This is a genomic window from Kitasatospora sp. UYEF31, from assembly GCF_057291755.1.
The window spans coordinates 40,784-51,547 of record NZ_JBXAWK010000004.1 but is presented as its reverse complement, the minus strand read 5'-3'; the positions used below and the strand labels follow the sequence as shown (position 1 = coordinate 51,547).

The window sequence follows — 10,764 nt, the reverse complement described above, 5'->3', positions numbered from 1 at the left end:
GGTGGGGATCATCGCGAACCTCCTGACCACGGACGACGCGCGGTTCAATGCCTCGACGGGCACCTGGGCGGCCGGGCCGAACACGTCCGTCGGCAGGCCGTACGGCCTGTTCCTCACCCTGACGGCGGCGGCCTCCGGGACCATGGCGGCGTTCACCGGAAAATACGCAGTGACCGCAGGCCAGGTCTACGAGGCGTACGGCAACGCCTGGAACCAGGTCGCCGCTTCCGGCCGTATCGTCAGCCTCAGGATCGACTGGTACACCTCGGCGGACGTCTTCCTTTCGTCGTCCGTCACGTCGAGTCCGGTGACCTTGCCGAACTCGACGGCCGTGTCTGGGCCGGTCGTGACGATCGGCACCGCGCCGGCGACTGCGGCCAAGGCGAGTATCCAGGTCACAGTCACAGCCGGTATCACCACTGCCGGGCAGCAGATCAACATCGATGATCTGGGGCTCGGCCTGGTCGCTGCGGTACCCGGCAACCTCCTGCCGTACGGCGTCGAGTCCAGTGAGATGGACGTCGCGGGCTGGACACCGACGAACGCCGCGCTGTCGAGGACGACCGGGGCGACGGAGGGCACGTATTCCGTACGCGCTCTGTCGACGGCGTCCGGTGCGGTGTCGGTCACGGCGGTGACCCGGTACCCGGTGACCGCGGGTGTGTCCTATCTGGGGCAGGCGGATGCGTTCAGTGTGACCACGGGCACGGTCTCGGTCGACCTGCGGTGGTACGCGGCGGCGACCGGCGGCAGTGCGATCTCGACGTCGACCGGCAGCCGCGCGGTGGTGGTCAGCCAGTGGACCCGGGTCAACGTGCTGGCTGCGGCGCCGGTCGGGGCGGCGTACGTCCTGGTCGTGCTCCGCAGCACCGCTACTGCGGGGTCGCAGGCGTGGAACTGGGACACGGTCGCGGTCCGGCCGTCGGCTCCGCTGCTGATCGCGGGGAACCTGCTGACATGGCCGGCGCAGTCCGTCGAGCTGGACGTGTCGGCGTGGCAGGCGGGCGCGAACACGGCGATCTCGCAGTCACTGCCGCCGGATCCGGCACAGGACGGCTACAGCTTGAAGGCCGCGGCGACCGCGGCCGGGCAGGCGCGGGTGCAACTCGCGTCCCCGGTGGCGGTAACCCCGGGGACCAGCTACCTGTTGACTGCGGCGTTCCGTACGGCGGGTGCGACACCGTCGGCGTGCTGGGTCGACGTCGACTGGTACGACGCGGCGATGACCTATCTCGGCAGTGCGTATCCGGATCATGACGGGACGTTGCCCGGGGACCAGTGGCAGGGCTCGCAGATCGGCCGTCGGTCCCCGGCGGGCGCGGTGTGGGCCAGGCCGGTCCTACTGCCCCAGGCCACTGCGGCTGGGCAGGCGTTCTTCCTCGACGCGATCTCCTTCGTGCAGGCCGATCCTCCGTACGAGGTCGTGGCGCACGGTGAGACGGCGTCCGTGACGATCACCCTGTCGAACCTGACCGGGATAGACCGGCTGACGCTGTGGCGGGTCGATCCGGACGGCAGGCCCGTCCCGGTCCGCGGTATGACCGGGGACATGGTCGGGGTGCCGGTGACCGGCTCCGTCCTGATCATCGAGGACTATGAGCCGCCGCTCGGCGGGCCGGTCACCTACCAATACCAGCGGTGGAACAGCCTGGCTCCGTGGGACGTCTACACGACCGGCACCTACCCGGTCACCGTCCCGGACCCCCCGGAGCACTACCAGTGCTGGCTCAAGGACCCGGGCCGCCCGGCATCGAACCTGCTGCTCGCGGCCAAAGCGGTTGGCGCGTGGCAGCGCAAGACAGATCAGGGGATCTACCCGGTCCGGGGTGCCCGGTTCCCGGTGGTCATCTCCGACGTCCGGTCCTCGCGGACCGGGTCTCTGGAGGTCTACACCTGGACGGCTGCGGAGGAGAAGTCACTGCACTGGCTGCTCGACACCGGCGGCACGCTCCTCCTCCAGGGCCTGGACCTCGGATCGGTCTATGTGAGCGTCGGCGATGTCACCGATGCTGCGGCGACTGCCGACGACGGTGTCGATGAGTGGCGGACGTGGACGCTGGCGTTGACGGAGGTCGCCCGCCCGGTCGGTGGCATGCAGGGGTCGGCCGGCCGGACCTGGCAGACGGTCCTGACGGACAGCCCGACGTGGCTGGACGTCGCAACGAAGTACGCGACCTGGCTGGGTGTGCTGACCGGGAAGGCAGGTACCTGATGTATGCGGTGAGTGCTCAGTTCCTCGAGGCCCTGAAGCATCCGCACATCCTGGCTCGCCGGGTGGACGCGCTCCAGGGCAGCACCCTGCTGATGGGGAAGTTGCCGATCACAGACGGTTCGATCACCGTGGACCGGGGGTCGAAGACCCGGCGCACGCTGTCGCTGACCATCTCCGATGTGGCGCTGATGCCGCGCCAGGCCGGTGATCCTTTGGCGGTGTTCGGGCAGACGCTGCGGATCAATCGCGGTATCCAGTACCAGGACGGCAGCGAGGAGCTGGCGCCGGTCGGGGTGTTCAGGATCCAGGACCCCCAGGGGGACCGTGACCTGGGGCCGGTGAAGATCACCGGGATGTCCCTCGAGGCGGTCGTCGCCGACGAGCCGTTTTTGGCGCCCTTCTCGACCGCCGGGTATTCGACGTCGTCCGGTGTGATCTCCGCTCTGATCCACGGGGCGATCCCGGACGCGGTGATCGTCAACGAGGCCGTGGGTGATCCTGATCCGGCGACGGTGGTGTGGGAGGGCACCGACAACCGCTGGGACGCGGTGACGTCGGTCGCCGCGGCGATGGGTGCGGACGTGTTCTGCGATCCGGTCGGGACGTGGCGGATCCGCCCGATCCCGGACCTGTCGACGGCCTCTGCGGTGTGGGAGGTCGCCGCGGGTGAGGGCGGGGTGCTGGTGTCGGCCAGTGCGGGCATGTCGCGGGCGAAGGTCCGCAACGGCTGGCTGATCTCGTCCGGGAACGCCTCCGACGGGGTCCCTCCCGTATCAGCGCTGACCGTGGACGCCGACCCGCTCAGCCCGACACGGTGGGGCGGCCCGATGGGGCACCTGCTCGGCCGCAGGGACAGTCCGCTGTGGACGTCGGTGTCGACGTGCTCGGTGATCGGCACGGCCGCCCTGCGCGACTCGCTGGGCACCAACACCTCGGTGAGCCTCAAAAGCGTCCCGAACCCCGCGCTGGAGGCCGGTGACTGCATCCGGGTCGTCCACACCAACGGCACGGCCGAACTGCACATCGTGCAGACCATTGCGCTGCCGCTCACCGCATCCGGCGACTTCAGCGTCACCACCTACAGCAGGACGGAGACACCGTGAGTCTGGCCGACGCCATCGCCCAGGCCGTACGGGACGGCCCGGTCGGCGACACGTCGCAGCTGGCTGTCGTCGCGGCCGTCGGCGCCGGGACGGTGGACGTCACTGTGCCGACCGGCACCCTGGCCGGTGTACGGCGGCTGGCCCACTACACCCCGGTGGTCGGGGACTTGGTGGTTGTCGTGCGGACGGCGACCGGTGACCGGTACATCCCCGGGAAGCTCGCATGAGGAGTTGTTGATATGCCGGTACCTGATCCCTACCAGGGCATCCCGAAACCGCGGTTGTCGGATGCCCCGAACGTCGAGTCCGCGGTCGACGGCTTGGTCGACGGCCTGGTGACGCGGGGCGTGATGCGCTTCGATACGGCCGCTCACCGCGGTGCGGTGATCACCACGCCGGTCGAGGGCATGACCACTTATTTGAAGGACCTCAACCGGCACGAGTTCCACGACGGCATCACCTGGCGAACGCTCGGAGACTACGCCACGACGAGCGCTCCGGCGTGGATGGCGACCATCGGCACACCGTCGCTGGGCAACGCCCTGTACTGGCACCGGTGGACGCAGATCGGCAAGCAGGTCACCGGGCACATGCGGCTGTCGATCGGCAACACCACCACGACCGGGACTGGGATTGCCACGTGGTTTTGGCAGACGCCGACGCCGGTGGCCGCGTCCCCGGATCTGACATCGCGGATCATCGGGTCGGCGGGTGCTGTGCGCACGTGGGTGGACTGGTGGACTGGCGCGGTGATTTTGGATCCGGCGCAGTCCCGGTTCACGGTGGTGGCGTCCGGGTCGGGCGGGTACGGCTGGGGCCGGAATCCGGGCTCGCCTTTCCCGGGGGGGCCGGCGACGGGGGATGAGATTCTCCTCAACTACACGTACGAAGCCGCCTGACCCACCACCACCAACGCAAGCCCCGAGCCGTCCTGGCCGGGGCTTTCTGCATGCCCGAGGAGGGCTTCAAAATGGCAAACTGGGACACCCTGATCGCACACCTCCAGTCCGTACCCGAAGGCGTCTACGAAGGCTGGAACAGCCGGGACGGCTACGACAATCACACCCGATGGGGCAAACAGTTCGGCGAGGACGGCGTCGCCTGGTGCGTGATCTTCGACTGGTGCATGTACGCGGACGCCGGCCTCGCGGACATCGTCCCGAAGGTTGACAACGTTTCGGCGTTCACCGCCTGGGCGAAGACCCGAGGCCAGTGGTCGGAGTACCCGAGCTGGGGCGCGCTGGTGAACTTCAACAACGGCGCGCACACCGAGCTGGTCGTCCGCTTCGACGCCGACCGGGTGTGGACCAAGGGCGGCAACACCCTTCCTGCCGGCGGTGACGGCGGCCAGGGCAAGGGCGTCTACTCCCACGTGTACGACCGCCGGAACCCGAAGATCACCGGGTACTTCGCGCCGAACTTCGGCGACGGCTGCCCGCCCACGGCCGACCCGCACGACTACCGGGGCGGAAACGGCGGGACCGTCCCGTCCGTGAACCTGGCCGCGGTCATCGACGCGGCCCGGCGTGACCCCTCGGCGCCACAGGGTTCCGCGTCGCACCGGACCGACAGCCTGCTCGTCGAGCAGGGACTTCAGGCCGAGGGCCTGCTGGCCGCGTCCTGGGTGGACGGCAGCTTCGGCAGCAAGACGGTGGACGCGTACGCGGCGTACCAGCGGCGGCTTGACTACAGCGGCAGTGACGCCGACGGGACCCCGGGCCGTACTTCACTCACGCGCCTGGGAGTGCAGCACGGCTTCACGGTGGTGGGGTGATGACGACGGCAGCGTTTTGGCGTGCGGCGTTCGAGCGGGCTGTGCGTACGTTTGCTCAGGCTCTGCTGGCCGTCCTCGGCGCGGGTGCGGCCGGTGTGATGGATGCGGACTGGACGGGTGCGCTGAGTGTGGCGGGGATGGCTGCGGTGCTGTCGCTGCTGACGTCGGTTGCCGCGGCGGGTATCGGGCCGTCCGGTCCGGGCGTTACGGAGGCGGTTGTCGACCGTGATGCGGACATACGGGATGTGCTCGGGGACCGCCAGTGACCGGGGTTCTCGGAACGTGGGTGGCGATCGGCGGCGGACTCCTTATCATCCTCGGCATGCTGTGGCGGACGGTTGGCCAGCCGATCCGCGGCCTGGTCGACCGTCTCGATTCGTTCTGGGATGACTGGGCAGGGCGGCCGGCGCGTCCTGGCCGACCGGCCGAGCTCGGTGTAATGGAACGGCTCGCGAGGATCGAGGACCGGCAGACCGTCACGGAGGAGCGGACGGAGCGGATCGAGCACCAGCTCATCCCGAACAGTGGCGGGAGTCTCAGAGACGCGGTCGACCGTGTCGAGCAGGCTGTCACCCCCGACCCGCCAGCCTGACCTGACGAAGTGAAGCAGCCCCGTTCTCCTTCAGGAGGGCGGGGCGCCTTCGTCATGTCCGGGGTCGGGCTATGTCGCCACTGCCTGGGCATGGGTCCGCCCCCGGCGCCTTTGGTGGGCATGCGCCGGGGGCGGAGCTGCGGGGGTCAGCGGTGCGCGGTGTGCAGTGGCTTCGACTGCACCCGGGCCAGGTCGGCCAGGAGTTCGGCCCGCACGCCGGGGTCCATCGCGGCGAGGATGCGGCGGACGATTCCGGCGGCCTTGTGGTGTCCGACGATGACTCCGGTGCTGCGGCGGCGGCAGGTGCGGCAGGGTTTTGCGTCCAGGGAGCGGACGACGATGCCGATACCGCCGTCGGTGGGGACGATTTCGACGATGTCGTCGGTGTCGGTGCTCACGGCCGTGGTGTCCTCTGGTTGGACATGCCGGTGAGTGTGGCCTGGGGCTCGCGTGCGGGCGCGTGGCTGTGGATGCTGTGGTCGACCGGCCGGTAGGGCGGCAGTGGTCCGGCGCCGCCGGTCACGGTGCCTGTGAGGAGAGCCTCGAGGTCGTTGAGCAGCGCTAGGGCCTGGCGGCGGGTGAGGCGTTCGTCGGTGTAGACGCCGTCGAGGAGGCTGCCGTCTTCGGCCTGGTGCGGTCCGAACCGCAGGGTGACCGGCCGCTCCAGGTCTTCGGAGGGTTGGACGATGACGGTGTGGCCGTTCGGGACGATGTTGTTGGACATGTGGGGTGGCTTCTTTCTCGGGTGGTGCCGTGGGCCGGGTTCGCGGGCCGGCCGGGGCGGGTGGCGGGGCGTCGCAGCCGCCCCGAATGGTCAGGTCGGGCGTATGTCGAGCACGATCTCCGCTTCGTCAAGCTCGTCAGTGGTGACGGCGACTAGCGGGTTCCACTTGAGGACGACGGCCCACATGCTGAGCCAGGCGGCTGGCGCGGTCTCGCCGCTCAGTCGCAACTGGAGACGTTCGCGGCCGTCAGGCAGGGTGTCGACCAGGATGCGAGCACCGGTGGCGTCCTCGAGTTCGGCGCGCATGATGGCCGCGCGGCGACTCGGTGCAAGCTCCATGTACCCTCACCTCAAGTTAGCTAACTTTAGAGAGTTAGCTAAACAATAGACCCCGATGGCTACCGCGTGCACCAAGTTGGCTAGACCTGAGGGGGCGTCATGCCGGAACGAGGTTCGGGCCGATACGAGAAAATCGCCGATGACCTGCGATGCAGGATCGACGCAGGCACCCTGAAACCGGGCGAGGAACTTCCGAATCGCACAGAACTCGCTGCGGAATACGACACGAGTCCGTACGTAGCGGGGCAGGCACTGGCTCTGCTCGCTGGCGAAGGTGTTGTGGAGATGCCGCGGTACAGACGGGCTCGGGTCCCGCTGACGAAACCGCGGCTCGTACTCGACCTGACACCGGGTCTGCCAACCGGCAAGGTCTGGGCGAAATCTGAAACGGTAGGCGCGTCAGACGACGTCGCCGACCGGCTGAACATCCAGTCGGGTGCCCCAACCGTGCGGACGCTGTACGTCTACAAGAACGAGGAGCGGCGCCCGGTCCGCATCGTGACATCCTCCGAACCCATGGCCCTCACTGGGCATGACGTCGTCGCCATGCCAGAGGTGTCGGATCATCGGGGTATCGGTGTCATGGCGCGCATGGCGAGGATCGGCATCAGAGTCACCAACATCACGTACAGGGCCCTGTGTCGCCCGGCTACGGTCGATGAGGCGCGACGCCTGGAGATTGCACCCGGCGTCGGGGTGCAGGTCATTCAGCGCACGCACATGGCGGTGGGTGTTGGACCGGTGGAGACGGCGGACATCGTCGTCGTCGCGGCCCGCTGGGAGATCGAGTTCGAAACGCCGGTTCCGTAGGCACTGCCCACATCCTGCTCGATCCCGTGCACGGAAACGACCCCGCCCCTACGCTGTCAGTGCGAGCTGGACAGAAGAGGGCGGGGCCAATATGTCTGATGCTAACTCACCCCTGAGCGACGAACTCGGCTTTGGGCAGAGACTGAAGGTTGCGCGGGTGCGGCGCGGAATGACACAGGAGACCCTAGGTGGCCTCACGGGCGGCAAGAGCGCATCGTGGGTTCAAGCTCTGGAGCACGGCCGCCTTGGTGTGCCGAAACTCGCCATCCTCCTGCGCATTGCCGAGGCGCTTCGCGTCCGCGACCTTGCAGAACTCACCGGTGACCAATCTCTGGAGATACATCTGTTCACCGGCCCCGGTCACCACCGGCTACCAGCTGTCCGCACAGCCGTAAACGCCTTCCCTTTCATCGCCGATCGTGAGGCCCCTTCAACAGCTCACTTGCGTGCCCGACTCGCTCAGGCATGGGCAGCGCGGCACACCGCGAAGAATCACCGCGACGTGGTGGGGGCTCTTCTGCCCAGGCTGATAGAAGATGCCCAGTTGGCCGTGCACCACGCAGAATCGACAGCCGACCGTCGAGCAGCTCAGGCAGCCCTATCCGAGGTGTACAGCCTCAGTCAGTTCTTCGTCGCCTACCAACCCGCAGGTGATCTGCTGTGGCGTGTAGCCGAGCGGGGCATGGTGGCCGCGCAGGAGTCCGCTGACGACCACGCAATCGGCGTCGCAGCATGGCTGACAGCACAGGCCCATCGCGACTCCGGCGACTGGGAGGCCGCAGACGCCGTCAATCTGGGCGCACTGCGGCACCTTAAGCCGCGGCTCTCAGACGCGCCGACCGAGGTCCTCGCCATGTCGGGTGCGCTGACGTTCGAGGCTGGGTATACCGCTGCTCGCCGGGGCGAGATCGGCACGGCGTGGCGGTATTGGGACGAGGCTGACCGTGTGGCAAAGCGGCTCCCGGAAGCCTATTTTCACCCGATGACGTCCTTCTCCCGGGCGATCATGGCGGCGCATGCTGTAACAGTGGCGGTTGAGTTGCACCAAGGTGGTGAGTCGGTGCGGCAGGCAAACGCCTCTGAGGCCGTGGTGATCCCGTCGAGGCCCCGCCGGGCCCGCCACAAGGTTGAGCAGGCTCGCGCGTTCTACCTCGACGGCCAACCGGAGGCCGCAGTGGCCACGCTGGACGCAGCCTACGAGGTGGCACCGGAGACCGTCGCCTACAACGGCTACGCCCGCCGAATCCTGTTGGAGGAACTTGATTCACCGCAGGCTGTGCGTCGCGAGCGTGCCGCTAAGACCGCCTCGAAGATTGGTCTGCTGACCGCCTAATTTCGTGACCGTACATTTTGTACGGTCCTTCCCGAGTGCCGCTCCTACCGTCGTCGTACGACATGGACGACGACCGTAGGGAAACCACGATGCGCCAGCACGATGTTCGCGTTCAGGCCGGCCTGACGCCAGATGGCGGCACGACACGTGAGAGGCCGATCGCGGCAACCGCCATGCCAGTCATCGCCCGTACGGGCAGGCGGGACCAGCCGATCCATCTCACCTACGAAGGGGATCTCACCGTTGATCAGGCTCTCGCGGTGGTACGTCACCTGATCGACAGTGTCCAGGCGTGTCGTCTCGAGGAGCAGGTTGCTGCTCTCTGCTCGGAGGACACCGCACGCCGCCGCCCCGTGCAGAGGTGAGCCGCGGCCCCATGCTCTGCCTCCGTCCGCGCTCTAGTCCCGGGCGGCGGATCCACATGCTGAGATTCGGGGCGGGTGCCGAGTCCTCTCGGCGTCCTGTGCGTACATCCGATCGAGTGGTGTGTCGTGCATGTGCTTGATGGGATATCAGATCGTTGACACAGTCACGAGGACCCAAGAGCGCGCCGGGGACCGTCGCTGGTGGCACCGTCGTCGGCCCCTGGCGCAAGCGCGCTTCGCCCGCTGAGGCAGCCTCTCCTACGATGCCATTATCTGGTGCTACGCGAGTCGTCAACGGTGCCGTATGGCTCTGTGCAGGCTGCCAGGAGCGGACTACTCCACGCGGCTTGAACGCGACCGGCCGCAGCCCCCGGGGCTGGCCACAGGGGCGCCGACCCGAGCTTCATTGAAATCTTGCCGCTCCCCTTAGCCGTCGGCCACGCGACACCACCCCCACCCGCCGCGTGGTCGGCCCGGGGCGGATCCCTCTAACGGTGGAACCGCCCCTCCGAACGCAGCAGTGGCCGCGCCCCGTTGGTCAGGCGCGGCCACTGCTGCGTTCGCTTGCTCCTGCGAGGTGTCAATCACGCTCAGAAGGCTTGGTCATCTTCCGGAATCCTTCCGGTCGGTTCCAGAGATTCCGGATTCCTTCCGTAAGAAACCGGAAGACTGACCTATGCCGATCAACACACCTCAACACCCGCCTTCCCAGGTCAGGGCATCAATATCGCGTCGACCTCAGCTCTGGTTCTCCGCCTGGAACATCCAAGCCATCTTCTCCAGGTCCGCGGAGATGGAGATGAAGAGGTCCTGACTGACCGCGTCCGCGGACTCGGTCGCCGCGATCCGCTCGCGCATGCGCCCGATGACCGCGCCGTACGCCTTCACGAAGTGCTCGATGACCGCGTCGTCCTTGAGCCAGCCGGCCTCGGGCTGCGGCACGCCGCTGACGGCGGCGACGGTGGCCGCGCGGCCGTCCGGGTTGACGCCGATCGCGGAGGCCCGCTCGGCGACCAGGTCGGAGAAGCCGCGGGTGGCTGTGACGACCTCGTCCAGCTGGAGGTGGACGGTGCGGAAACGGCGGCCGACGACGTTCCAGTGCGCCTGCTTGGCGATGAGCGACAGGTCGATCAGGTCGACAAGCGCTCCCTGCAGGGCCTCACCAGTGATCTTGCGGGCGTCGTCGTCCAGGGGGCTCTTGACGATAGGCATGATGCGGCTTCCTCCTGCTGTCGTTGGTGGTGTGCGGAACGCGCGGTCTCATGATCACGATTCCGTCGTCCGGTACAACCGTGCGGATGCCCGAAAGATTTCCGTTGATGCGCGCGACCCGCCGGTGATCCGCGACGGCGCGGCCGGCGACAGCACAGCCGGGATCAGCACAGCCGGCGACAGCGCGACCGGCGACAGCACAGCCGGCGACAGCGCGACCGGCGACAGCACGGCCGGAACCGGCCACCACAGGAGGCACCACACCCGGACACGGCGAAGGCCCGCCGCCGTCTGCCGGAG

Annotated in this window: 15 protein-coding genes; 10 read left to right on the top strand and 5 right to left on the bottom strand. The window is 68.0% G+C overall.

The window, feature by feature from the left end:
* Position 1: 1 nt before the first annotated feature.
* The 7 genes from AC0Z36_RS02910 (at position 2) to AC0Z36_RS02880 (ending at position 5,681) form a co-directional block, all read left to right on the top strand.
* A complete protein-coding gene (locus AC0Z36_RS02910; RefSeq protein ID WP_485461042.1) occupies positions 2-2,212 on the top strand; it encodes a hypothetical protein in 2,211 nt (736 codons plus the stop codon).
* Positions 2,213-2,220: 8 nt separating this feature from the next.
* Positions 2,221-3,315: a DUF5047 domain-containing protein gene (locus tag AC0Z36_RS02905; RefSeq protein WP_485461041.1), complete on the top strand. Its 1,095-nt coding sequence runs from the start codon at positions 2,221-2,223 to the stop codon at positions 3,313-3,315.
* Positions 3,312-3,542: a hypothetical protein gene (locus AC0Z36_RS02900; RefSeq protein WP_485461040.1), complete on the top strand. Its 231-nt coding sequence runs from the start codon at positions 3,312-3,314 to the stop codon at positions 3,540-3,542. The genes AC0Z36_RS02905 and AC0Z36_RS02900 overlap by 4 nt, the downstream gene beginning before the upstream one ends.
* A 12-nt stretch (positions 3,543-3,554) precedes the next feature.
* Positions 3,555-4,214, top strand: a complete 660-nt coding sequence (locus AC0Z36_RS02895) for a hypothetical protein (RefSeq protein ID WP_485461039.1) — start codon at positions 3,555-3,557, stop codon at positions 4,212-4,214.
* Between the two features lie 71 nt (positions 4,215-4,285).
* On the top strand, positions 4,286-5,089 hold the full coding sequence (locus tag AC0Z36_RS02890; protein WP_485461038.1) for a hypothetical protein: 804 nt from the start codon (positions 4,286-4,288) through the stop codon (positions 5,087-5,089).
* The gene (locus tag AC0Z36_RS02885; RefSeq protein WP_485461037.1) at positions 5,089-5,355 is read left to right on the top strand and encodes a holin; all 267 of its coding nucleotides are present in this window, start codon (positions 5,089-5,091) and stop codon (positions 5,353-5,355) included. The genes AC0Z36_RS02890 and AC0Z36_RS02885 overlap by 1 nt, the downstream gene beginning before the upstream one ends.
* A complete protein-coding gene (locus AC0Z36_RS02880) occupies positions 5,352-5,681 on the top strand; it encodes a hypothetical protein (protein WP_485461036.1) in 330 nt (109 codons plus the stop codon). Before AC0Z36_RS02885 ends, AC0Z36_RS02880 begins: the two co-directional genes overlap by 4 nt.
* Before the next feature lie 146 nt (positions 5,682-5,827).
* On the opposite strand, the gene AC0Z36_RS02875 is transcribed toward AC0Z36_RS02880, so the two are convergent.
* From AC0Z36_RS02875 to AC0Z36_RS02865, 3 genes are all read right to left on the bottom strand, one after another.
* Complete coding sequence (locus AC0Z36_RS02875; RefSeq protein ID WP_485461035.1) at positions 5,828-6,079, bottom strand: hypothetical protein; 252 nt, start codon at positions 6,077-6,079, stop codon at positions 5,828-5,830.
* Positions 6,076-6,405, bottom strand: a complete 330-nt coding sequence (locus AC0Z36_RS02870) for a hypothetical protein (protein ID WP_485461034.1) — start codon at positions 6,403-6,405, stop codon at positions 6,076-6,078. The genes AC0Z36_RS02875 and AC0Z36_RS02870 overlap by 4 nt, the downstream gene beginning before the upstream one ends.
* 90 nt (positions 6,406-6,495) lie before the next feature.
* On the bottom strand, positions 6,496-6,744 hold the full coding sequence (locus AC0Z36_RS02865; protein ID WP_485461033.1) for a hypothetical protein: 249 nt from the start codon (positions 6,742-6,744) through the stop codon (positions 6,496-6,498).
* A 99-nt stretch (positions 6,745-6,843) separates the two neighbouring features.
* Between AC0Z36_RS02865 and AC0Z36_RS02860 the strand changes: the two genes are divergently transcribed.
* From AC0Z36_RS02860 to AC0Z36_RS02850, 3 genes are all read left to right on the top strand, one after another.
* Positions 6,844-7,554: a GntR family transcriptional regulator gene (locus tag AC0Z36_RS02860; RefSeq protein WP_485461032.1), complete on the top strand. Its 711-nt coding sequence runs from the start codon at positions 6,844-6,846 to the stop codon at positions 7,552-7,554.
* A 91-nt stretch (positions 7,555-7,645) separates the two neighbouring features.
* Positions 7,646-8,887, top strand: coding sequence for a helix-turn-helix domain-containing protein (locus AC0Z36_RS02855; RefSeq protein ID WP_485461031.1), 1,242 nt, complete (start codon positions 7,646-7,648; stop codon positions 8,885-8,887).
* A gap of 62 nt (positions 8,888-8,949) precedes the next feature.
* Complete coding sequence (locus AC0Z36_RS02850) at positions 8,950-9,252, top strand: hypothetical protein (RefSeq protein ID WP_485461030.1); 303 nt, start codon at positions 8,950-8,952, stop codon at positions 9,250-9,252.
* Positions 9,253-9,990: 738 nt separating this feature from the next.
* Here the strand turns inward: AC0Z36_RS02850 and AC0Z36_RS02845 are convergent.
* Positions 9,991-10,464: a Dps family protein gene (locus AC0Z36_RS02845; protein ID WP_485461029.1), complete on the bottom strand. Its 474-nt coding sequence runs from the start codon at positions 10,462-10,464 to the stop codon at positions 9,991-9,993.
* 54 nt (positions 10,465-10,518) lie between these two features.
* Complete coding sequence (locus AC0Z36_RS02840; protein WP_485461028.1) at positions 10,519-10,695, bottom strand: hypothetical protein; 177 nt, start codon at positions 10,693-10,695, stop codon at positions 10,519-10,521.
* Between the last annotated feature and the right edge of the window lie 69 nt (positions 10,696-10,764).

Bases quoted from the DNA above. Each gene is read 5' to 3' on its own strand.
- AC0Z36_RS02890 (WP_485461038.1), top strand. From the start codon at position 4,286: ATGGCAAACTGGGACACCCTGATCGCACACCTCCAGTCCGTACCCGAA.
- AC0Z36_RS02895 (WP_485461039.1), top strand. From the start codon at position 3,555: ATGCCGGTACCTGATCCCTACCAGGGCATCCCGAAACCGCGGTTGTCG.
- AC0Z36_RS02870 (WP_485461034.1), bottom strand. From the start codon at position 6,405: ATGTCCAACAACATCGTCCCGAACGGCCACACCGTCATCGTCCAACCC.
- AC0Z36_RS02885 (WP_485461037.1), top strand. From the start codon at position 5,089: ATGACGACGGCAGCGTTTTGGCGTGCGGCGTTCGAGCGGGCTGTGCGT.
- AC0Z36_RS02860 (WP_485461032.1), top strand. From the start codon at position 6,844: ATGCCGGAACGAGGTTCGGGCCGATACGAGAAAATCGCCGATGACCTG.
- AC0Z36_RS02850 (WP_485461030.1), top strand. From the start codon at position 8,950: ATGGACGACGACCGTAGGGAAACCACGATGCGCCAGCACGATGTTCGC.
- AC0Z36_RS02855 (WP_485461031.1), top strand. From the start codon at position 7,646: ATGTCTGATGCTAACTCACCCCTGAGCGACGAACTCGGCTTTGGGCAG.
- AC0Z36_RS02865 (WP_485461033.1), bottom strand. From the start codon at position 6,744: ATGGAGCTTGCACCGAGTCGCCGCGCGGCCATCATGCGCGCCGAACTC.
- AC0Z36_RS02845 (WP_485461029.1), bottom strand. From the start codon at position 10,464: ATGCCTATCGTCAAGAGCCCCCTGGACGACGACGCCCGCAAGATCACT.